The 20407-nt window shown below is 62.4% G+C and carries 24 protein-coding genes; 15 read left to right on the forward strand and 9 right to left on the reverse strand.

Translation table 11 applies throughout. The features are described 5' to 3' along the window. The first annotated feature begins 70 nt into the window (after positions 1-70). From E9677_RS08915 to ureG, 14 genes are all read left to right on the forward strand, one after another. Positions 71-1201, forward strand: a complete 1131-nt coding sequence (locus tag E9677_RS08915; protein WP_136557739.1) for an alpha/beta hydrolase family esterase — start codon at positions 71-73, stop codon at positions 1199-1201. Beyond that, a complete protein-coding gene (locus E9677_RS08920) occupies positions 1144-1962 on the forward strand; it encodes an urease accessory protein UreD (protein WP_136557740.1) in 819 nt (272 codons plus the stop codon). Before E9677_RS08915 ends, E9677_RS08920 begins: the two co-directional genes overlap by 58 nt. 22 nt (positions 1963-1984) lie before the next feature. Beyond that, on the forward strand, positions 1985-2287 hold the full coding sequence (locus E9677_RS08925) for an urease subunit gamma (protein WP_136557741.1): 303 nt from the start codon (positions 1985-1987) through the stop codon (positions 2285-2287). 9 nt (positions 2288-2296) lie between these two features. Then, on the forward strand, positions 2297-2551 hold the full coding sequence (locus tag E9677_RS08930) for a DUF1272 domain-containing protein (RefSeq protein ID WP_136557742.1): 255 nt from the start codon (positions 2297-2299) through the stop codon (positions 2549-2551). Positions 2552-2571: 20 nt separating this feature from the next. After that, on the forward strand, positions 2572-2877 hold the full coding sequence (locus tag E9677_RS08935; RefSeq protein ID WP_136557743.1) for an urease subunit beta: 306 nt from the start codon (positions 2572-2574) through the stop codon (positions 2875-2877). Between the two features lie 31 nt (positions 2878-2908). Beyond that, positions 2909-3337: a lysozyme inhibitor LprI family protein gene (locus E9677_RS08940; RefSeq protein WP_136557744.1), complete on the forward strand. Its 429-nt coding sequence runs from the start codon at positions 2909-2911 to the stop codon at positions 3335-3337. Between the two features lie 12 nt (positions 3338-3349). Further along, positions 3350-4000 carry a Urease operon accessory protein gene (locus E9677_RS08945; protein WP_136557745.1) on the forward strand — a complete coding sequence of 217 codons (651 nt, stop codon included), beginning with the start codon at positions 3350-3352 and terminating at the stop codon, positions 3998-4000. 4 nt (positions 4001-4004) lie between these two features. Beyond that, the gene (ureC, locus tag E9677_RS08950; protein WP_136557746.1) at positions 4005-5717 is read left to right on the forward strand and encodes an urease subunit alpha; all 1713 of its coding nucleotides are present in this window, start codon (positions 4005-4007) and stop codon (positions 5715-5717) included. A 97-nt stretch (positions 5718-5814) separates the two neighbouring features. Then, positions 5815-6057: a hypothetical protein gene (locus E9677_RS08955; protein ID WP_136557747.1), complete on the forward strand. Its 243-nt coding sequence runs from the start codon at positions 5815-5817 to the stop codon at positions 6055-6057. Between the two features lie 11 nt (positions 6058-6068). Beyond that, complete coding sequence (locus E9677_RS08960) at positions 6069-6743, forward strand: TIGR02117 family protein (RefSeq protein WP_136557748.1); 675 nt, start codon at positions 6069-6071, stop codon at positions 6741-6743. A gap of 175 nt (positions 6744-6918) precedes the next feature. Further along, entirely contained in the window at positions 6919-7770 is an 852-nt protein-coding gene (locus E9677_RS08965; protein WP_235882895.1) for a GGDEF domain-containing protein, read from the forward strand. Positions 7771-7835: 65 nt separating this feature from the next. Then, positions 7836-8312 carry an urease accessory protein UreE gene (gene ureE, locus E9677_RS08970; RefSeq protein WP_136557750.1) on the forward strand — a complete coding sequence of 159 codons (477 nt, stop codon included), beginning with the start codon at positions 7836-7838 and terminating at the stop codon, positions 8310-8312. Beyond that, positions 8299-8991: an urease accessory protein UreF gene (locus E9677_RS08975; RefSeq protein WP_205910119.1), complete on the forward strand. Its 693-nt coding sequence runs from the start codon at positions 8299-8301 to the stop codon at positions 8989-8991. The genes ureE and E9677_RS08975 overlap by 14 nt, the downstream gene beginning before the upstream one ends. A 27-nt stretch (positions 8992-9018) precedes the next feature. Beyond that, positions 9019-9630 carry an urease accessory protein UreG gene (ureG, locus tag E9677_RS08980; RefSeq protein ID WP_136558130.1) on the forward strand — a complete coding sequence of 204 codons (612 nt, stop codon included), beginning with the start codon at positions 9019-9021 and terminating at the stop codon, positions 9628-9630. Between the two features lie 32 nt (positions 9631-9662). Here the strand turns inward: ureG and E9677_RS08985 are convergent, their stop codons facing one another. From E9677_RS08985 to E9677_RS09020, 8 genes are all read right to left on the reverse strand, one after another. After that, complete coding sequence (locus E9677_RS08985) at positions 9663-10346, reverse strand: Crp/Fnr family transcriptional regulator (RefSeq protein ID WP_235882923.1); 684 nt, start codon at positions 10344-10346, stop codon at positions 9663-9665. Between the two features lie 277 nt (positions 10347-10623). Next, complete coding sequence (locus tag E9677_RS08990; protein WP_136557752.1) at positions 10624-13947, reverse strand: efflux RND transporter permease subunit; 3324 nt, start codon at positions 13945-13947, stop codon at positions 10624-10626. Positions 13948-13961: 14 nt separating this feature from the next. After that, positions 13962-15146, reverse strand: coding sequence for an efflux RND transporter periplasmic adaptor subunit (locus tag E9677_RS08995; RefSeq protein WP_136557753.1), 1185 nt, complete (start codon positions 15144-15146; stop codon positions 13962-13964). Between the two features lie 326 nt (positions 15147-15472). Further along, positions 15473-16465, reverse strand: coding sequence for an ABC transporter substrate-binding protein (locus tag E9677_RS09000; protein ID WP_136557754.1), 993 nt, complete (start codon positions 16463-16465; stop codon positions 15473-15475). 30 nt (positions 16466-16495) lie between these two features. Beyond that, positions 16496-17362: an ABC transporter permease gene (locus E9677_RS09005; RefSeq protein WP_136557755.1), complete on the reverse strand. Its 867-nt coding sequence runs from the start codon at positions 17360-17362 to the stop codon at positions 16496-16498. Further along, positions 17359-18246, reverse strand: coding sequence for an ABC transporter permease (locus E9677_RS09010; protein WP_136557756.1), 888 nt, complete (start codon positions 18244-18246; stop codon positions 17359-17361). The genes E9677_RS09005 and E9677_RS09010 overlap by 4 nt, the downstream gene beginning before the upstream one ends. Continuing rightward, positions 18246-18581 carry a hypothetical protein gene (locus tag E9677_RS09015; RefSeq protein ID WP_136557757.1) on the reverse strand — a complete coding sequence of 112 codons (336 nt, stop codon included), beginning with the start codon at positions 18579-18581 and terminating at the stop codon, positions 18246-18248. Before E9677_RS09015 ends, E9677_RS09010 begins: the two co-directional genes overlap by 1 nt. A 21-nt stretch (positions 18582-18602) precedes the next feature. Next, positions 18603-19391 carry an ABC transporter ATP-binding protein gene (locus E9677_RS09020; protein ID WP_136557758.1) on the reverse strand — a complete coding sequence of 263 codons (789 nt, stop codon included), beginning with the start codon at positions 19389-19391 and terminating at the stop codon, positions 18603-18605. Between the two features lie 123 nt (positions 19392-19514). On the opposite strand from E9677_RS09020, the gene E9677_RS09025 reads away from it, so the two are divergent. Then, positions 19515-19928 (forward strand): cupin domain-containing protein, encoded by a 414-nt coding sequence (locus E9677_RS09025; RefSeq protein ID WP_136557759.1) that lies wholly within the window; start codon positions 19515-19517, stop codon positions 19926-19928. 8 nt (positions 19929-19936) lie between these two features. Here the strand turns inward: E9677_RS09025 and E9677_RS09030 are convergent, their stop codons facing one another. Beyond that, the gene (locus tag E9677_RS09030) at positions 19937-20377 is read right to left on the reverse strand and encodes a hypothetical protein (RefSeq protein ID WP_136557760.1); all 441 of its coding nucleotides are present in this window, start codon (positions 20375-20377) and stop codon (positions 19937-19939) included. Positions 20378-20407 lie beyond the last annotated feature (30 nt).

Genomic DNA, 20407 nt, shown 5'->3' on the forward strand with positions numbered 1-20407 from the left:
TAGCGAAGTCGGGTTGATGCTGGGGACACGCGTGGTATTGAACGCGCATCTGCGAACAGAAGGCACATCCATGACAACCAGCACGGTATCCCACCGCGCTCGGACGGGCGTATTTGCTCGTGCGGTCGCGGGGCTCTTTCTCTTCGGCTTCTCGGCCGTTGCTGCTGAGGCGGCCACTTGCGGCAGCCCGATCGAGCCCGGCCAATATGGCCTCACTTTCCAGTCCGGTGGTGTGGAGCGCGAGGCGATCTATGTCATTCCGTCGAGCTATACGGGCAAGAAGAAGGTCCCGCTGGTTCTCGATTTCCACGGCTCCAACAGCAATCCCAAGGTGCAGCTCGGCCGCAGCCACTGGAACGAGGTTGCCGAGCGCGAAGGCTTCGTCGTTATGGCGCTGGCCGGCAGCCTGAAGGGCGAGTTGCCGGGTACGCATGCCTGGAACGTGCCCGGTGTTACCGCCGGTGAGGGCGCGGATGAGTCCGCCGCCATTCGTGAGGCGCTGAAGATCGCAAAAGATAAGCTCTGCATCGACGCCACCAAGGTTTACGCCTCGGGCTATTCCGGCGGCGGGCGCATGCTGTCGCAATATATCTGCAATGGCTTCGGCGATTTCGCCGCCGCCGGCTTCGTCATGGGCCTGCGTGCCGGCACGCCGGTCGAAGAAAACGGTGTCTGGCAGCCGCGGCGGGAAAGCTGCCAGCCGAGTCGGCCGGTCTCTATCATCGCCTTCTCGGGCAAGAAAGATCACGTCAATCCGTTCGAGGGCGGTGGCCGGGCCTATTGGCGTTATGGCGGCGAAGTGGCGCTCAACCGCTGGGCCGAGCTGAACCGCTGCGAGACGCGTGCCAATCTCGAGACCGGCGAGAATGCCGACGTTGCCACCTATGCCGGTTGCCGTGCGGGCACCAGCGTCGTCTCCTATGTGATTGCCAGCGCCGACCACGCCTGGCCGGCCCGCACGGTCCGCTTCCGGCTTGCGTCCAACAACGACGACAAGGCGATCCGCGAGGTTGATGCGACCGATAGAATGTGGGAATTCTTCAAGGCCTCGGGCGGCGAGATGATTGCGACAGTCGCGGTCGAGAATGCCTGCGGCGACAAACAGAAAACCGCCGCGATCAGCGATGGCGGGCAGGGGACAAGGTGCAGCCCATCCAGCAAACCAGACAGCAACGCGCCGTTGGTGTCGGACGACTTGTGACGAAGTCGCTCGGCGGGCGCACGCGCATCGCCGAGCTTTATCAGGAGGGTGCGGCGAAGATCCGCCTTCCCGAAACCTTCAGCGACGAGCTTGAGGCCGTTATCATCAACACCGCCGGCGGCATCACCGGCGGGGACCAGTTCGACTGGAATTTCAGGGCCGGGCCCGGTTGCTTTCTGACCGCGACCACGCAGGCCTGCGAGAAGATCTACAAGGCCTCTGCCGGTACTGGCCAGATCACCACCCGCATCGAGGTGGGCGAGGGCGCCAGGATGCATTGGCTGCCGCAGGAAAGCATTCTCTTCGACAACGCATCGCTGACGCGTCGGCTGGAAGTCGATCTCGCCGAGGACGCCGAATTCTTGGCCGTCGAGGCGATCCTGCTCGGGCGCAAGGCCATGGGCGAGGCGATGAGTGCTGGTCTGGTTCGCGACCGTTGGCGGATCCGTCGTGGCGGTCAGCTTTTGCATGCCGAAGAGCTGAAGCTGGATGGCGATGTCGCCGGACTCGTTGCGTCTCCCGCAGTCCTTGCCGGCCGCGTCGCCTTTGCTACGCTCATCCTCGTCAGTCCGCGTGCGGAAGCACTGATCCGCCCAATCCGTGAGCAGATCGGTGAAGAAATGGGCGGCGTAAGTCATTGGCAAGGCAAGCTTGTTGCCCGTGTGGCCGCCCCTGACGGCTTTGCCTTGAGAAAAATCCTGTTGCCCGTCATTTCGGCCTTGCGCGGGGGCGCGTCTGTGCCAAAAGTCTGGAATCTCTGACGATCACGCCATTGGAGCACGCATGAATCTGACGCCGCGGGAAAAGGACAAACTGCTGATCGCGATGGCCGCCATGGTGGCCCGTCGTCGGCTGGAACGGGGCGTGAAGCTCAACTATCCGGAAGCGATCGCGTTGATCAGCGATTTCGTCGTCGAAGGCGCGCGAGACGGCCGGGCTGTGGCGGATCTGATGGAGGCAGGTGCGCATGTCATTACCCGCGACCAGGTGATGGAAGGCATCGCCGAGATGATCCACGACGTGCAGGTGGAGGCGACCTTCCCCGACGGCACGAAGCTCGTGACCGTGCACGAACCCATTCGCTGAGAGGGTGCCATGGCGCTGGAGCTTCGACCGAACTGCGAATGCTGCGACACGGATCTGCCGCCGGAGAGCCTGGCGATGATCTGCAGCTTCGAATGCACCTATTGCGCCGATTGCGCCGAGACCACGCTTGCCGGCATCTGCCCGAATTGTGGTGGCGAACTCGTGCGCCGTCCGGTGCGGCCCGCTGCCAAGCTCGTCAACAATCCGGCCTCGACGAAACGCATTCTCAAAGCCGAAGGCTGCAAGCCTTCGCGTGCCGCTTGAACCCGCTCAAGGAGAGATCGATGATCCCCGGTGAAATCATTGCCGCACAAGGCGAAATCGAACTCAATGCCGGCCATCCGACGGTGACGCTGGAGGTGTCGAACAGCGGCGACCGGCCGGTGCAGGTCGGCAGCCACTATCATTTCTACGAGACCAATGCCGGGCTGATCTTCGAGCGCGAACAGGCACGCGGCATGCGGCTCGATATCCCGGCGGGCACCGCCGTGCGCTTCGAGCCCGGCCAGACCCGCCAGGTGACGCTGATCCCGCTGTCGGGTGGGCGCGAGGTTTATGGTTTCCGCCAGCAGATCATGGGCAAAGTCTAATCATGTCCATTAATCTGAATAGGAAGCTGTTATGGTGCGTTCAATGAACTGGGGTCTGATCCTCCTGACGTGTGGCTGCGTATTGCTGAAGGACGCGCCAGCCTCGAGCGAGGATGTGCGGAACGTCGATTGCAACAATGCCCAGACCCAGGCCGACATGAACCAGTGTGCGGCCGAGGACTATCGAAAAGCCGATGCCGCAATGAATGCCCAGTGGGCCGAGACTCGCGCCGCCATGCTCGCATTTGACAAGATGTCGCCGCCCTCGGACGACAACGGGGCTGCCAAGCGGCTTCTGGTCTCGCAGCGTGCCTGGCTCGCCTATCGCGACGCGGCCTGTGATGTCGAAGGTTACTCGGTGCAGGGTGGTTCGATGCAGCCGTTGACGATTTCGTCCTGCCTTGCGGACCTTACGACGCGCCGTACGGAAGAGTTGAAATCGCTGGTCGGGCTCTATTGAGGGTGTGACGCGATGGCTCGGGCAAGGCAGATCATGATCGTGGGCAATGGAGCGGTGGATGAGGGGGCAGCTCCCCTGATCGACGCGGCCGACATGGTCATCCGCTTCAACGGTAGCCGCAATTTCGGATCGTCGGGCCGTAAGACCGATGTCATCGCCGTCTGCAATACGGGGCGTCCGGGCGCTGCCATGCTTGCCGATCCCGCTTGGCGCGAGAGCGAGGCCGTAAGGGGCGCCGCCGAGATCTGGTCGGTGCGCGATCCGGATCTTTTTGCCGATCTCAAGCCGCAGCTCGCGATCAGCCATCCCGAGCTCGACGATTTTTGCGACGATTACACCGATGGCTTCGAGACCTTTGCGACAGCAAACGGCAAGCAGCATCGGATCATCAACCGCTCGGTGCATGAGGCGCTCGACGACGCCCTGTTGGCGCTTGGCGCCGAGCCCTATGTCGTGCCGTCCAGCGGCATGGTCGTGATCCAGGCGCTGTTGTCCGACCCTCGCCATGCCAGCGACTCGATCATCCTTGCCGGCTTCGGCCATAGCGGCTGGGACGGCCATCCCTTCGATGCCGAACGGCGACTGGTCGATCAGCATATCGCCAGCGGTCGCGTGATGCGGCTGCAACCCCTCTTCGCTTCCTCCCTCTGCCAAGGAACCTGACGCCATGTCCTTCAAGATGTCCCGCGCCGCCTATGCTTCGATGTTCGGTCCGACCACGGGCGACAAGGTGCGTCTTGCCGATACGGAACTGTTCATCGAGGTGGAGAAGGATTTCACCACCTATGGCGAAGAGGTGAAGTTCGGCGGCGGCAAGGTCATTCGCGATGGCATGGGCCAGAGCCAGGTGACGCGGGCGAACGGCGCAGTCGATACCGTGATCACCAATGCGCTGATCCTCGACCACTGGGGCATCGTGAAGGCCGATATCGGCCTCAAGGACGGCCGTATCGTCGCGATCGGCAAGGCCGGCAATCCGGATACCCAGCCGGGTGTCAACATCATCGTGGGCCCTGGCACGGAAGCGATCGCGGGCGAGGGCAAGATCGTGACGGCCGGTGGTATGGACGCGCATATCCACTTCATCTGCCCGCAGCAGATCGAGGAGGCGCTGATGTCCGGCCTCACCTGCATGCTCGGCGGCGGCACGGGTCCCGCTCATGGCACGCTCGCCACCACTTGCACGCCCGGCCCCTGGCATCTCGCACGGATGATCGAGGCGGCCGATGCTTTCCCGATGAACCTCGCCTTTGCCGGCAAGGGCAATGCCTCGCTGCCCGGTGCGCTCGAGGAAATGGTGCTGGGTGGTGCGACCTCGCTCAAGCTGCATGAGGACTGGGGCACGACACCCGCTGCCATCGACTGCTGCCTTTCGGTTGCCGACCAATACGATGTGCAGGTGATGATCCACACGGACACGCTGAACGAGAGCGGCTTCGTCGAGGACACCGTCAATGCCATCCGTGGCCGCACCATTCATGCCTTCCACACGGAAGGGGCGGGCGGTGGCCATGCGCCTGATATCATCAAGATCTGCGGCCAGATGAACGTCATCCCGTCGTCGACCAATCCGACGCGACCTTACACGGTCAACACGATCGCCGAGCATCTTGACATGCTGATGGTCTGCCATCACCTGTCGTCGTCGATCCCGGAAGACATCGCCTTTGCCGAAAGCCGCATCCGCAAGGAAACCATCGCGGCCGAGGACATCCTGCACGATATAGGCGCCTTCTCGATCATTTCGTCGGACAGCCAGGCGATGGGCCGCGTCGGCGAAGTGATCATCCGCACCTGGCAGACGGCCGACAAGATGAAGCGCCAGCGCGGCGCCCTGCCGTCGGAGACCGGCGATAACGACAACATGCGCGCCAGGCGCTACATCGCAAAATACACGATCAACCCGGCGATCGCCCATGGTGTGAGCCATGAAATCGGATCGGTCGAAGTGGGCAAGCGCGCCGATCTCGTGATCTGGAATCCGGCTTTCTTCGGCGTGAAGCCGGACATGATCCTGATGGGGGGCATGATTGCGGCCGCTCCGATGGGCGATCCGAACGCCTCGATCCCCACACCGCAGCCTGTGCATTACCGCCCGATGTTCGGTGCCTATGGCAAGGCGCGCACCAATTCGTCCGTGACTTTCGTCAGCCAGGCGGCCATCGATGCCGGCCTCGGCAATCGCCTCGGCGTCGCCAAGCAGCTCGTGGCGGTCAAGAACACGCGCGGCGGCATTTCCAAGAAATCGATGATCCACAACGACTTGACGCCGCATATCGAGGTCGATCCGGAAACCTACGAAGTGCGCGCCGATGGCGAGTTGCTGACCTGCGAACCGGCGACCAAGCTGCCGATGGCGCAGCGCTATTTCCTGTTCTGACGGGAGGCATTGCACCTCCGATGCGCGCTTGATCTCTTCATGGTTGCGGGCATCGTTTGCTGATGTATCATCGACGGTGGGGTGATGGAGAGATGGCATGGCCGATGATGTGAACAATCTTGTTCTTGAGCATCTGCGTGCGATCCGCGCAGACCTCCGTGATGTTCGCGATACCATGCTCGAGCAGGGCAATCGTTTGACACGTATGGAGATTGGTCTGGCCGGTCTGCGCCGGGATCAGGGCACGGACGCTGGCGGTGTGGCCGAACTCGGCTTGCGCCTGGACCGGATGGCCGACACGGTACGCCGGATAGAGAACAGGCTCGACCTCGTGGATTGAACCGGATCCAGATGAAGCTTTTTATGAAGGGGCTGGTCTATACCCTAGGTGTGGTGGCTATCCTGACCATGCTCGGCACGGTCGTTCCTCGGCCCCTGACGACGCCTGCTGCGGCCTCGGCCGGTGCCGGCAGTGAGATCCTGCTTCTGGCCAATCCGATCCATACGGACATCGCGCTGCCGGTGGATGACGAGGTGCGCGCCGCTTTCGCCGATCTCATCCCGGCCGGGTTGCCGCTCGATATGCCCGGTGTCGAGTATCTCGTCATCGGCTGGGGCGGGCGGTCCTTTTACATCGAGACGCCGACCTGGGGCGACATCCGGCCGATGCCGGTCTTGAGAGCGCTGACGATCGATCGCTCGGTGCTGCATGTCTCGGTCGCAGGACCGATCGACCGATCCCATCCGGCGATCCGTTCTCTTGATATCACGCAGGAGGGGCGTAGCCGCTTGATCGCGGCGATGCGGGCGAGTTTCGTGCGGGAAGGTGCTATGCCCGTCGTCGTTCCCGGGGCGGCCTATGGCACGGACGATGCGTTCTTCGAGGCCGAAGGTGCCTTCAATGCCTTCCTCGGTTGCAACACCTGGACGGCGGCCATGCTGCGCGCTGGCGGGATTCGAACCGGCTGGTGGACGCCGCTGCCGCAATTGCTCGATCTCTCCATCGACCTGCATCAGGGGGCTTGATCCGCTCGCGGGGCGGGAGGTGGGCAGCCTGCGAATTCTCCCGATTGTCGCGTATTCGGCCATTTTAGGTCGGGTCGCATTCATATGCCCGATCTCTTGCATTTGAATGATTGCATTAGCAATTGAGGAAGTGTCCGGGCCTAATCCAGTGCGTATGTTCATGAGGGAGCATGCAGTGATTCTCGTCCGCAACTGGCTATGGCAAAGCATTGATCCCGGGAGCTTCGAGGCTCCGGGCGCGATCTCGAGCTTCGCCCTTGCGGTCAGCTTCCGGTCTGTGATCGTCACCAGTCTTGCGGCCTTTGCTTCGCTTCCGCTGCTTTACGGATTGCACATTCTCGCCCTGCCGCTGGCACAGATGGCAAAGCTGATCGTCGCCTTTTCCTGGCTGTTTGCCGGCACACTCTCCGGCACGCTCGCCTATGTCGCGGGAAACGTCATCCGTGATCTGGACTGCTCTCGCGCAGAATTCCAGCGTCTCAGCCAGACGGACAGCCTGACCGGGCTTGCCAATCGGCGCGCCTTCAACGACACCCTCGCAACGGTCCATGGTGAGGCATCGCTCGCGATCATCGATATCGATCGGTTCAAGCGCATCAATGATCGGTTCGGCCATCAGGCGGGGGACGAGGTCATCCGGACGATTGCGGTGGTCCTTGGCCGGGTGTTCGGCAATACGCTCCTCGTGTCGCGGCTGGGTGGCGAGGAGTTCGGTGTCATCCTGAAGGGCGGCACGGTCGAGCAGAGGCTCGCCATGCTCGAACAGGCCCGCCAGGCCGTGGCGTCCGATGTCAATGTATTCGACGACAATAAACTGGCAGTGACGGTCTCCATCGGCGTCGCGGAATTCATGCCCGGGCGGCGCGTGGAGGGCGTCTATGCAGCCGCTGACCGGGCTCTTTATCTCGCCAAGGATTGTGGGCGTGACAGGCTGGTCCACGAGCGGAACCTGCCCTTCGTCGAGGCTCCGGCCCATGAGGCGGGGGGCCTCGTGCGCAATTCCCGTGTGTCGATGCCGCGAGGCTGAAGAACGATCTTGCCGCTTGCCTCATTCCTGTGCATGGTTCAAAAAACAGCCATCTCGGAGTATTCATGCAGCGCGCGACGTCTTTCAAACCTGCTGGCTTCATCACGGATGCGCCGGAGGGGATTGTCGTTCTTCCCCATGACGGGCGTCATCTGAGGCGCAAACTGCTGCATCTCGACAATGGCGATATGGTCATGCTGGACCTCAAGGAAGCGGTGCTTTTCCATCATGGCGACAGGCTGATGCTCGATGATGGCACCACGATCGAGATCCAGGCGTCCGAGGAGCGGCTCTTCGAGATCCGTGCGCGCGATGCGCTCCACCTCGTCGAACTCGCCTGGCATCTGGGCAACCGGCATCTCGCCGCCCAGATCGAGACCGACCGGATCCTGATCCAGCGCGATCACGTCATCCGCGACATGCTCGCCGGGCTGGGTGCCACCGTGAGCGAAGTTATCGAGCCGTTCCAGCCGGTGCGTGGCGCCTATCATACGCATGGCGGGCACGGAGGCCATCACGAGACCGGCCATGGCCATGGCTGAGACGCGTGCCGAGGATCGGTCTGGACGTCAGGGGCTGCTGCGGCTGATGGCCTGGCTCTCGCCTGCCTTTCCTGTCGGCGGCTTTTCCTATTCGGCTGGCATGGAAAGCGCCGTGGTCGAAGGGCATGTCGGCGATGGTGACGGGGTCGAGGCCTGGCTCGGTGTCTTGCTTGCCCATGGCGGCCTGCGCAACGATGCGATCCTGCTGGCCGAGGCGCATCGTGTTCAAGGCGAGGGGCAATCACTGGAAGAGATCATCTCGCTCGCCACGGCGCTGGCCAGCTCGGCCGAGCGCCATGCAGAAACCACCCGGCTCGGCGAGGCCTTCGTCAAGGCCGCAGCCGCCTGGCCGCATCCGGTGATCGATGTTCTCGTGGGGCCTGTTCCTTACGGTGTCGCAGTCGGTGCCGTGGCGGCTGCGCATGGCGTTGACAGGGTCGATGCGATCGCGGCCTTTCTTCATGCGCAGATCTCGCAATATGTCTCGGTCGCGATCCGTCTGGGCGTGATCGGCCAGACCCGAGGTGTCTCGATCCTTGCAGCATCGGAGGCACCGATCCTCGATGCGGCTTCGTCCTATGCGCGGCTCGATCTCGACGATCTCGGTTCGGCGACGATCATTGCGGACACCCTCAGCATGCGCCACGAGATCCAGTATTCCCGACTTTTCCAATCCTAAGCCCAGCGCTCACACAGGACAAACATGATGAAATCGAAGAATGGTCCCCTTCGCGTCGGTATCGGCGGTCCGGTCGGATCCGGCAAGACGGCGCTGACAGAGAAGCTCTGCAAGGCCATGCGCGATAACTATTCCATCGCCGTGGTCACCAACGACATCTACACCCGCGAGGATGCCGATGCGCTGATCCGCATGCAGGCGCTGAGTTCGGACCGTGTTGTCGGCGTCGAGACAGGCGGCTGTCCGCACACGGCGATCCGCGAGGATGCCTCGATCAATCTGAAGGCCATCGCCGATCTCAATGCCCGGATCCCGGATCTCGACGTCGTCTTCATCGAGTCGGGTGGTGACAATCTCGCTGCAACCTTTTCGCCGGATCTCGCCGATATCACGCTCTATGTGATCTCGGTCTGCCAGGGTGAGGAGATCCCGCGCAAGGGCGGGCCGGGGATCACCCGGTCGGATCTGCTCGTGATCAACAAGACCGATCTCGCGCCGCATGTCGGCGTCGATCTCGCGGTCATGGAGCGGGATGCGGGGCGCATGCGCTCCGATGGAGCATTCGTGTTCACAGATCTGAAGCGCGGCGCGGGCGTAGACCAGATCGTCAGCTTCCTGCAGCAGAGCGGGGGGCTCTGAGCCGAAGTTCGCCGTTCGCGAAGTTGCCGAACTCAGATCTGCCGGAGGGCGTTGACGTCGCTGATCTGGATCGTGCGTCCCCGTACCGTCACACCGGCACGGCGCAGGCTCGAGAAGGCTCGTGACAATGCCTCGGGCGCCAATCCGAGCTTGCCGGCGAGCAGGCTCTTCTGGAAGGGCAGGCGGATGGAGGCCGGGCCACCGTCGGTCGCGCAATGGGTCAGCAGATAATGCGCGACCCGCTGGGGCGCCGTCTGCAGCCGATCATTGGCGATACAGTCCATCGTCGTGCGCAGATGGTCCGACAGGCAGCGGATGATCGCCTTGGCGATGTCCTTTTCCTGTTCGGCGAGCGCGCGGACTCGCTGGAGGTCGAAACGGGCGAGTGTCGTGTTCTCCGCAGCCTGAGCGTTGTAGAGATACTTGTCGCCCATGGGGAGCAGGCATTCGGCGAAGGTGTCGCCGGGACCGCAGATGCGGATATCGGCCTCGCGGCCATCCTTGTTGAGGCGATAGAGACGGACATAGCCGCTGAGGACACTGTAGAAACAGTCTGAGGGCTCGCCCTCGCGGAAGAGCACGTCTCGCGCCTCGTAGGTGGAGATATTGGCGATCTCCATCATAGAGGCCATCGCTGTCGGGCCGAGTTGAGACAAGAACGACGTTCGCAGAAGCGTGTTCTTGTCGCGCGTGTTCAGTCTCAGGATCTTGTTCACGGTCGTCACGGCTCCCCATCCATAATGGTATCCTGGCATGCACCGCTGCGGTCGTCGCGCGGGCCTTGCGGCCTCGTCGGATGTGCGCGTCTCCTGCAGGTCCGGGTGATTGCGCCCTTTCCAGTGAGGTCACATTATCGCGAGGCGGGGAAGTTCGGATTGATTTCGATCAATCGATCCACTGGTAGATCAGAAATACCTAAAGTGAGGTTGCGACTGCCTCGAACGAAAGAGGCCGGGCGCTGGGCCCGGCCTCTTGCGTTCGATCTGCGTTTTTTCACTCCGCCGCGAGGGGCGGCAAGTTTATCACGTTGCCATTGCCATCTGCCTTGCGGTTCACCGGCTGGCTGCGCTCAACGGCTGCGACCCGTCTTTCCACCGCTTCCAGTGCGGCCACGTTCTTGCGGGCGAGGAAGGACAGGACTTCCGGCGTCAGCGGCTCTTCCTCTTCTTCCTTCTTGCCGACGAAGCGGCTGAAGGCCCAGCCGAGCAGGCGGGATACGTCGTCGAGAATGAGGAAGAAGGCCGGAACGACCACCAGGCTGAGCACTGTCGAGACGATGATGCCGCCGATGACGGCAATCGCCATCGGTGCGCGGAACGAGCCGCCTTCGCCGACGCCCAGCGCCGAAGGCAACATGCCCGCCGACATCGCGATCGAGGTCATGATGATCGGACGGGCGCGCTTGCGGCCGGCCTCCACCATGGCTTCGAGGCGGTGCATGCCCTGGCGGCGCATTTCGATCGCGAAATCGACCAGCAGGATGGCGTTCTTCGTCACAATGCCCATCAGCATCAGGATGCCGATCAGGACCGGCATGGACAGCGCGTTGTTCGTGATGATCAGCGCGACGGCCACGCCGCCGATGGCAAGCGGTAGCGAGAACAGGATGGTGAAGGGCTGGATCACGTCCTTGAAGAGCAGGATCAGCACCGTCAGCACCAGAAGCAGGCCGAGGATCATGGCGTTGAGGAAGCTCTGCTGCATCTCGGCCTGGATCTTGGCGTCACCGCTTTCGGCAAGGCGCACGCTTTCCGGGATTTCGGCCGTCGCCACCGTGTCACGGAAGGCCGCGGTCGCGGTGTCGAGCGCCACGCCCTGGGGCAGGCCGGCACCGATCGAAACGACCCGGTTTCGGTCGTTGCGCTTGATGGAGGAGACGCCCTCGGCATAGTCGATATCCGCGACGCTTGCGAGCGGCACGGTGGCACCGCTCGAGGTGCGGATCTTCAGGTTGCGGATGGCAGCCAGATCGGTGCGGAAGTCGAGCGAGGCCTGGACCCGGATCGGGATCTGCCGGTTGTCCAGCGAGATCTTCGGCAGGGCCGCGTCGACGTCGCCGATGGTCGCGACACGAACCGTCTGGGCGATCTGCTGGGCGGTGATGCCGAGGCGGGCTGCCTCGTCGGCACGCGGGCGGATCTGCAGTTCCGGACGGGGCAGGGCGCCATCGGCGCTGACATTGGCGAGTTCCGGCACCTGGCGAAGCTTGGCTTCGAGAATGCCGACGGCCTGGTTCAACTCCTCTTCGTTCTTGGAGAGGAAATTGAAGGTGATGTCGCGTTCGCCGCGGTCATTCAGCTTGGTGACGCGGATATCCGCGATCGAGCCGAGTTTGGCGAAGACGTCTTCCTCGATATCCCACTGCGGGCGGACACGTCCGTTTTCGGGCAGCTTCGGGAGGTATTGGCCAATCAACGGCAGTCCGCCGAGACCGCCGTTCACGAGCGTCTTGCTGAGCGAGTGCTCGATGCGGTCGAGGTTCATCGTCACGCTGGCACGGCGCAGCTCCATATCACCGCGCGGCGAGGAGCCGCCGAGAATGAAGATGCTCGCCACATCGGGCACGTCCTTGATGGCCGCGTAGATTTCGTCCGTCTTGCGCTCGGTTTCGTCGAGCGTCGCATTCGGCGGCAGTTCGACCGAGAGCACGATACGGCCTGCGTCTTCCGGCGGGATAAAGCTGCCGGGAACGCCTGCGAGAAGGATGATGGAGCCGATCAGGAAGGCGATGGCGGCCGCCAGCGTGCCGAGGCGCGAATACCAGCGGCGCGTCGTGAAGCGCACGAGCTTCGTGTACATCTTCAGCGGCAGGCTGTCATTGTCGTGATGGTCGTCCATCGCGTCTTCGGCCCGCATCAGATAGGCGGCCATCATCGGTGTGATGAGGCGCGCCACAAGTAGCGAGAAGAACACGGAGAAGGCGACCGTCAGGCCGAACTGGATGAAGTACTGGCCCGGAATGCCCGGCATGAAGGAGACGGGCACGAAGACGGCGATGATCGTGAAGGTCGTCGCGATGACGGCCAGCCCGATTTCGTCGGCCGCCTCGATCGCTGCCCGATAGGGCGTCTTGCCCATCTTGATGTGGCGGGCGATGTTTTCCACCTCGACGATCGCGTCGTCGACGAGAATACCGGTTGCAAGCGTGAGCGCCAAGAACGAGACGAGGTTCAGCGAAAAGCCCATCATGTCCATGACCCAGAAGGTCGGGATGGCCGAGAGCGGCAGGGCCACGGCGGAGATGAGCGTCGCGCGCCAGTTGCGCAGGAAGAGCAGCACCACGATGACAGCCAAGATCGCGCCCTCGACGAGCGTGTGCATGGCCGCTTCATAGTTGCCGTAGGTGAAGTAGACCGAGTCGTCGATCATCTCGATCTGGACGTCGGGGTTCTCCGCACGCACCTGGACGAGGCTCTCGGCGACCGTTTCGGCCACCGTGACTTCGCTCGCGCCTTTGGCGCGGAAGACGGCGAAGGAGACGACCGGCTTGCCGTCGTGACGGGCAAAGGACTTCTGTTCCTCATAGGTGTCGAAGACGCGCCCGAGATCGGAGAGCTTGACGAAACGACCGCCGGGAAGGGCGATCGTGGTGTTGGCAAGGCTCTCGACGTCGCGGTTGTCGCCAAGCGTACGGATCGACTGTTCGGCGCCGGCCACCTGGCCGCGGCCGGAGCCGAGATCGACATTGGTGCCCTGCAACTGGCTCGAAATGTCGGAGGCCGTCACGCCAAGCGCGTCGAGACGGCTGGGGTCGAGTTCGACACGCACTTCACGATCGGCACCGCCGTAACGATCGACGCGGCCGATGCCAGGCTGGCCCTGGAGGGCACGCTTGACGGTGTCATCGACGAACCAGGAGAGTTCGGCGAGGTTCATGTTGGGCGATGAAACCGCGAAGCTCTGGATCGCCTGACCCTCGACGTCGATCTTGGTGACGATCGGCTCCTCGACGGAGGCAGGAAGATCGCCGCGGATCTGGTCGATCGCGTCCTTGACGTCCTGAACTGCCTGTTCGGTCGGCACTTCCATGCGGAACATGACGACGGTCTGGGACTGGCCGTCGGTCACGGTCGAGTTGATTTCGTCGACGCCGGTGATCGAGGCAACCGCGTCTTCGACTTCCTTCGTCACCTGGCTTTCGAGTTCAGCCGGGGAGGCGCCGCTCTGGCCGACGGTGATCGCGACCAGAGGCACGTCGATATTCGGGAAGCGGGTGATCGGCAGCGCATTGAACGACTGGATGCCGACGACCATCAGCAGGAAGAAGCCCAGGATCGGCGCAATCGGATTGCGTATGGACCATGCAGAGAAGTTCATGGTGTCCTCGCCTCTCAGTTGGAAACGCTGCTGGTTTCTTCCACGGGATTGATGCGGTCGCCGTCACGCACGAAGACGCCGGCCTTGGCAACGACCTTGTCGCCTTCGTCCAGACCCTCGGTCACCTGAAGGAAGGAGCCATCCTGAATGCCGGTCTTGATCTCGACCATCTGCACGGTCCCGTCGGATACCTTGCGGACCGTGGTCACGCCCTGTTCCGTGGTGATCGCCGAAAGGGGCAGGGCGATGCCTGCGGCTTCCGTCACGATGATCGCGGCGGTGCCATACATGCCGGCGCGGGCAGCAGCATCGTCATCGAGGGCGATGTGGACCGCGCCCAGACGGCTTACCGGATCCACGATCGGGGATACCAGGCGTACGGAGCCGGTCAGCGGCTCAGTGCTGCCGGCAACCGTGATCGCGGCCTTCTGTCCGGGCTTCAAGCGAAGGATCTGGATTTCCGGCACATCGGCCACCAGCTCGATCTGCCCATCGCGGATGACCGTGAAGAGCGGCTGGCCAGCGCCCGTTGCGATGGCGCCGATCTGGGCGTTCCGGACGGCGATCGTGCCCGTTACCGGCGACTTGACGTCGGTCCTGGCGAGGCGAAGGTCGGTGTCCGCGATCTGGCTGTCGACCACCTTGATGTCCGCTTCGGCCACGGTGATGGCCTGGCGGGCGGTTTCGGTCCGCGCCGTCGCACTGGCGAGCGTCGTTTCCGCCTGTTCTTTTTGGGAGGTGGAGACGGAACCGGAAGAGGCCAGGCGCGTTGCGCGTTCAAACTGGCGCTGAGCCTCATTCAGGCTCGCTTCGGCTTCAACAAGCTGGGCCTGATACTGCGCGAGTGCGGCTTCCGCCTTTGCACGATTGGCGACGTATTGGCTCCGCTGAAGCAGGAGTGTGTCCTCGTTCAGCTTGGCGACAATCGTTTCGGCTTGGACGGTGTCGCCGACATCGGCATCGAGAGACTTGATCTGCAGACCCTCGACCTGAGGCTGGATCTGCACTTCTTCCTCGGCCCGGATCGTGCCGGTTGCGACGATACGGTCTACGAGGTCACGGCTTTCAGCCGTGGTGACGATGATTGCAGGAAGATTCTGGGCCGGCGCGGCCTGCTGCTCCTGCGCCATGGCGACCGAAGCCGATAGCGACAGGCTCGCGGCCATCAGCACGGCCCTCGTGCTCGTGTTTCGAAACATAAGACCCTTCCCGAAGAACATTTTTTCGCAGTTCATCGCCTGTTACGTCGTGGAAGTCGAATTGGCTCACAGCCATGTTCCATCCAGACAGTAGCATGCTACATCACAATTGCGGCATTTGAAGACTGTCGAAAGAGGTGGGGGATTGGAAAGGCGCTTGCAAGAGGCATCACGCCCGAATTCCGGACCGCTCTGAAAATTGTTCAATATAGAACGGTAGTGTTGCCGTTTTGCCAATCCCGGCTGTAGAAAACGATCAGTAAAACCTACAAAAAGACACGGGGAAAGCTCCCCGTGCCTCTATCTTCGTTGTGGTCCGCCAAAGACTATTTCAGGGCCGCGTCGGTGATCTCGGTCGTGAAGGCGCCTTCCGGCTCCTTGGTGATGACAGGATCGGATCCGCCGCCGAGCAGGGTCTTCACCGTGCGGTCGTAATCGGCCTTGTCCAACGCACCGGCAGAGCCGGCCGTCAGCTTGGCGACTTCGCTCATCATGCGCTTCTGATGGGCTTCGGTCTGGGCGCCCGAGGCGTCGTTCTCAAGCACGATTTCAGCAGCTTCGTCGGAATTTTCCTCGGCATACTTCCAGCCCTTCATCGAAGCGCGGACGAACTTGACCATCTTTTCCTTGAAGGCCGGGTCGGCGAGCTTGTCTTCGAGCACATAGAGACCGTCTTCCAGCGTGGCCACACCTTCGTCTTCATACTTGAAGGTCACGAGGTCTTCCGCCTTGATGCCGGCATCGATGACCTGCCAGTATTCGTTGTAGGTCATGGTCGAGATGCAGGCCGCCTGCTTCTGTAGAAGCGGATCGACGTTGAAGCCCTGCTTCAGAACCGTCACGCCGCCTTCCGACCCGTCGGTCTTGATGCCGAGCGTGTTCATCCAGGACAGGAACGGATATTCATTGCCGAAGAACCAGACGCCGAGGGTCTTGCCCTTGAAGTCATCAGGCTTGGTGATGCCGGTTTCCTTGAGGCAGGTCAGCATCATGCCCGAGGACTTGAAGGGCTGTGCGATGTTGACGAGCGGAACGCCCTTTTCGCGGGTGGCGAGAGCCGACGGCATCCAGTCGACGATGACGTCAGCGCCACCACCGGCCAGAACCTGCGGGGGAGCGATATCCGGGCCGCCCGGCTTGATTTCGACGTCGAGGCCTTCTTCTTCGTAGAAGCCCTTGTCTTTCGCGACGTAATAGCCCGCGAATTGGGCTTGCGTGACCCATTTCAGCTGGAGCGTTACCTTGTCGGCTGCGGCGGCCTGCATGGCCGTCAGCGAGACGGCGGCCGACAGCAGCAGGGATGCGAGTTTGACAGTCATTTCAGTTCCCTCTTTTGTTTTTGGTTCAGTTCACGACCGTCCACCACGGACGGACGGATGCCAGAAGGTGACCCGGCGTTCTGCCAGTGCCACCAATCCGTAGAAGACCGAGCCGGCGAGTGCGGCGACCGCAATCTCGGCCCAGACCATGTCGACATTCGATCGTCCGACCTCGGTCGAGATACGAAAGCCCATGCCGACAATCGGGGTGCCGAAGAATTCTGCCACGATCGCACCGATCAGCGCGAGGGTGGAATTGATCTTCAGCGCATTGAAGATGAAAGGCCAGGCGGCGGGAAGCCGCAAGCGCACCAGCGTCTGCCACCAGGAGGCAGCATAGGTGTGCATCAGGTCGCGCTCCATGTGGCTAGCGGCGGACAGGCCCTGCACGGTGTTCACCAGCATCGGGAAGAAGGTCATGATGACGACGACGGCGACCTTGGACTGCCAGTCGAAGCCGAACCACATGACCATGATCGGGGCGATGCCGACAACCGGGAGTGCGGACACGAAATTGCCGATCGGCAGCAGGCCCTTCTGCAGGAAGGGCGAACGGTCGATCAGGATCGCGACGAGGAAGCCGAGGCCGCAGCCGGCGACATAACCCGTGATGACAGACTTCAGGAAGGTCTGCTGGAAATCTGCCCAAAGGATATGGGTGGAGGCGAGGATGCGCGCCCAGATCATCGAGGGGGCGGGGAGCAGGATCGAGGGGATCTCGAAGCCGCGCACCATGCATTCCCAGATGACGAGCAGGGTGATCCCGAAGATCACGGGGACGGCAAGGCCGATTGCGCGGCGCGTGGACGCATCCTTCGGTCGCTTTGCGACCAGCCACTGGTTTAGACCCCAAGCGCCGAGCCAGAAGATGAAGGCGAAGACGAGATAACCGTTCATGGCTTGACCCCCATGCGTGCGAGGACCCGTGTATGGGCCATGCCGACGATCGAGACGAGCAGGGCAGCCAGGCCCGCCGCCATGAAGAGCGCTGCCCAGATCTGGATGGTCTGGCCGTAATAGGAGCCGGACAGCAGACGGGCGCCGAGACCGGCGACGGCACCTGTCGGCAGCTCACCGACGATGGCTCCGACGAGCGATATCGCGATCGCCACCTTCAGCGAGGTGAAGAGATAGGGCATGGAGGCCTGCCAGCGCAGCTTCCAGAAGGTCTGGGTCTGGCTGGCATTATAGGTGTGCATCAGGTCGAGCAGGAGAATGTCCGGACTGCGCAGGCCCTTCACCATGCCGACGACGATCGGGAAGAAGGAAAGATAGGTGGAAATCAGCGCTTTGGGCATGAGACCCGAGACGCCGATGGAATTCAGCACGACGATGATCATCGGCGCGATGGCAAGGATCGGAATGGTCTGAGAGGCGATCACCCAGGGCATCAGCGACTTGTCCATGGCGCGGTTATGAACGATGGCGATGGCGAGCACGATGCCGAGCACGGTGCCCATGGCAAAGCCCATGAGCGTCGCCGAGAGCGTGATCCAGGCATGGTAGACGAGGCTGCGCTTGGAGGTGACGGCCTTGTTGATGGTGGTGTCCCAGAGCTCGACAACGATCTGGTGCGGGGCCGGCAGAATCGGCCGTTCCTGGACGAAGCTGCGTTCGACCACCTGCGAGAAGGTGATCTCCTCATTGGCGCGGGCCGCCTGATCGCGGATGAAGGGCGCGTTCAGATAGACGACGAAGACGTGCCAGATGACGAGGATGGCGATGAGGATGGTCAGCACCGGCAGGACGCTGTCACGGAAGGCCGAAGGGGCTTTTGTCATCAGACGCCTCCTTTCGCGGGAAAGAGCATCAAGGCCATGGAGATCACTCCGAGTGCCACGCCGGCCATCTGGATCGTGCTCAGCCTTTCGCCGAACAGGAGGAAGGCGATGACGTTGATAAGGACCAACTGGGCGACGGCCGAGGCGGAGATGGCAAGCCCCAAGCCCCCCTCGCGCATCAGCTTCACCATCATCAGGTTGCCGATGCAATAAAGCGCGAGCGAGGCCGCGAGCACCCAGAGCTTGCCGTTGTCGACATAGGCGCGCGACACGGTGGCGGCGGCAAGGAAGGTTGCCATGGCACTGCCGAGCCAGAGGAGGAAGGTGGGGTTCATCGTTTCTGCTCCGCCTGTACCTTATTCCTCATAAGAATGCCCCGCCTTCAGACCCTCGCGAACCCGATGCGCGATCTCCAGGAATTCCGGCGTCTCGCGGATGTCGAGCGGGCGTTCCTTGGGCAGCGTCGACTCGATGATATCGGTCACCCGGCCAGGCCTCGGGCTCATGACGACGATCTTGGTCGAGAGGTAGACGGCCTCGGGGATCGAGTGGGTGACGAAGCAGATCGTCTTGTTGGTGCGGTCCCAGAGTTTCAGGAGTTCTGAGTTCAGGTGGTCGCGGACGATTTCGTCGAGTGCGCCGAAGGGCTCGTCCATCAGGAGGAGGTCGGCATCGAAGGCAAGGGCTCTTGCGATCGAGGCGCGCTGCTGCATGCCGCCGGAGAGTTGCCAGGGGTATTTCTTTGCAAAGCCCGACAGATTGACGAGATCGAGCGTACGTTCGATGCGCTTCTTCTTTTCAGCAGCGCCGTAGCCCATGATTTCGAGCGGCAGAGCGATGTTGTTCTCGATCGTGCGCCAGGGATAGAGCGCTGCGGCCTGGAAGACGTAACCGTAGGAGCGGGCCTTGCGCGCCTCTTCCGGCGACATTCCGTTCACTGTGATCTCGCCACTCGTGTGTTTTTCGAGGTCGGCGATGACGCGCAGGAAGGTGGTCTTGCCGCAGCCGGACGGGCCGATGAAGGAGATGAAATCGCCCTTCTTTACCTCCAGGTCGACATTCGACAGGGCGTGGACGGGGCCGTCATCGGTTTCGAAGGTGAGGCTCAGGTTTTTCGCCGAGACGACGGAATAGGGTTCATTCATGCGGGCAGCCAATCGGGTTTGTTGCAAAGGCCGTTTGCCTCTTGCATTCTTTGAACATGCGGCCGCTCGGGAGCAGCGGACCGGGAGTGGCGGGCCTGCCGCCGTATGGAAGAGGACGGGATAATGGACGCATCACCAAAGCCCACCTGCCGGATCGTGAAGCCCGGTCATACCTATGAAGGCAAACAGGGGCTGAGTTACTTCGAGGGTATCGCCGCCGAGACGGTTGGCGCCAAGGGCATCTGCATGCATGTCCTGACCATGCCGCCCGGCGCGCGGGCCAAGGCGCATCTGCACGAGAGCCACGAGACGGCGATCTACATGCTCTCTGGCCAGGCGCATACTTGGTATGGCGACCGGCTGGAGAACCATGTGATCGTGCATGCGGGCGAGCTGTTCTACATTCCGGCCGGCGTGCCGCATCTGCCGGCGAACCTGTCGAATGCGCCCTGCACGGCGATCATCGCGCGCACCGACCCGAGCGAGCAGGAGAGCGTCGTGCTTTTGCCGGAGCTGGATGGGCTGGTCGAGGTTTGACGCCGGGTTCATCTCGCCAGACCCCCTGTCTGGGGCAGGGCGACCCATCTGTAGATGATCGCGCAGATCATGCCTGTCGGAGCGAGCGACATCGCCATTGAGGCCTCGTTTTGATTGAAGAAGCGGCCCCAAGTTGCCAGTTGCAAAAGGGCGATGCCGGAGAGGGGGCAGGCGGCACCCGCGATGGCGAAATGCCACCAGCGGTTCCAACGCATTCGCAGCAGCACCCAGGTCGCCAGCAAGGTGAAGGGGGCAGCCAGCAACAAGGCAACCGGCAGGATCTCCAGGGCCAGCCGAAGGACCGGCAGGATCGAACCCGGAAAGAGCATGAAGCGCGGCAGGCGGCCGTAAGTGAACGCATCTGTCACTTCAAATGTTGCCCAGATGCCCATGACGCCGACAAAAACGGCGGCTGCATAGCCTGCGCCGAAGCGGGCAGTCTTCAGCAACCATGTCCTGTTTGCTGGCCTCACCCTCAC

This window comes from Peteryoungia rhizophila (genome assembly GCF_004912145.1).
Classification (GTDB): Bacteria; Pseudomonadota; Alphaproteobacteria; order Rhizobiales; family Rhizobiaceae; genus Allorhizobium; species Allorhizobium rhizophilum.

Excerpts from the sequence above, each read along its gene's own strand:
- E9677_RS09015 (WP_136557757.1), bottom strand. The coding sequence starts at position 18,581 with ATGAACCCCACCTTCCTCCTCTGGCTCGGCAGTGCCATGGCAACCTTC.
- E9677_RS09000 (WP_136557754.1), bottom strand. The coding sequence starts at position 16,465 with ATGACTGTCAAACTCGCATCCCTGCTGCTGTCGGCCGCCGTCTCGCTG.
- E9677_RS09025 (WP_136557759.1), top strand. The coding sequence starts at position 19,515 with ATGGACGCATCACCAAAGCCCACCTGCCGGATCGTGAAGCCCGGTCAT.
- E9677_RS08990 (WP_136557752.1), bottom strand. The coding sequence starts at position 13,947 with ATGAACTTCTCTGCATGGTCCATACGCAATCCGATTGCGCCGATCCTG.
- E9677_RS08955 (WP_136557747.1), top strand. The coding sequence starts at position 5,815 with ATGGCCGATGATGTGAACAATCTTGTTCTTGAGCATCTGCGTGCGATC.
- E9677_RS08915 (WP_136557739.1), top strand. The coding sequence starts at position 71 with ATGACAACCAGCACGGTATCCCACCGCGCTCGGACGGGCGTATTTGCT.
- E9677_RS08945 (WP_136557745.1), top strand. The coding sequence starts at position 3,350 with ATGGCTCGGGCAAGGCAGATCATGATCGTGGGCAATGGAGCGGTGGAT.
- E9677_RS08925 (WP_136557741.1), top strand. The coding sequence starts at position 1,985 with ATGAATCTGACGCCGCGGGAAAAGGACAAACTGCTGATCGCGATGGCC.
- E9677_RS08995 (WP_136557753.1), bottom strand. The coding sequence starts at position 15,146 with ATGTTTCGAAACACGAGCACGAGGGCCGTGCTGATGGCCGCGAGCCTG.
- E9677_RS08930 (WP_136557742.1), top strand. The coding sequence starts at position 2,297 with ATGGCGCTGGAGCTTCGACCGAACTGCGAATGCTGCGACACGGATCTG.
- E9677_RS09010 (WP_136557756.1), bottom strand. The coding sequence starts at position 18,246 with ATGACAAAAGCCCCTTCGGCCTTCCGTGACAGCGTCCTGCCGGTGCTG.
- ureC (WP_136557746.1), top strand. The coding sequence starts at position 4,005 with ATGTCCTTCAAGATGTCCCGCGCCGCCTATGCTTCGATGTTCGGTCCG.
- E9677_RS08940 (WP_136557744.1), top strand. The coding sequence starts at position 2,909 with ATGGTGCGTTCAATGAACTGGGGTCTGATCCTCCTGACGTGTGGCTGC.
- ureE (WP_136557750.1), top strand. The coding sequence starts at position 7,836 with ATGCAGCGCGCGACGTCTTTCAAACCTGCTGGCTTCATCACGGATGCG.
- E9677_RS08960 (WP_136557748.1), top strand. The coding sequence starts at position 6,069 with ATGAAGCTTTTTATGAAGGGGCTGGTCTATACCCTAGGTGTGGTGGCT.
- E9677_RS09020 (WP_136557758.1), bottom strand. The coding sequence starts at position 19,391 with ATGAATGAACCCTATTCCGTCGTCTCGGCGAAAAACCTGAGCCTCACC.
- ureG (WP_136558130.1), top strand. The coding sequence starts at position 9,019 with ATGAAATCGAAGAATGGTCCCCTTCGCGTCGGTATCGGCGGTCCGGTC.
- E9677_RS08975 (WP_205910119.1), top strand. The coding sequence starts at position 8,299 with ATGGCCATGGCTGAGACGCGTGCCGAGGATCGGTCTGGACGTCAGGGG.
- E9677_RS08935 (WP_136557743.1), top strand. The coding sequence starts at position 2,572 with ATGATCCCCGGTGAAATCATTGCCGCACAAGGCGAAATCGAACTCAAT.
- E9677_RS09005 (WP_136557755.1), bottom strand. The coding sequence starts at position 17,362 with ATGAACGGTTATCTCGTCTTCGCCTTCATCTTCTGGCTCGGCGCTTGG.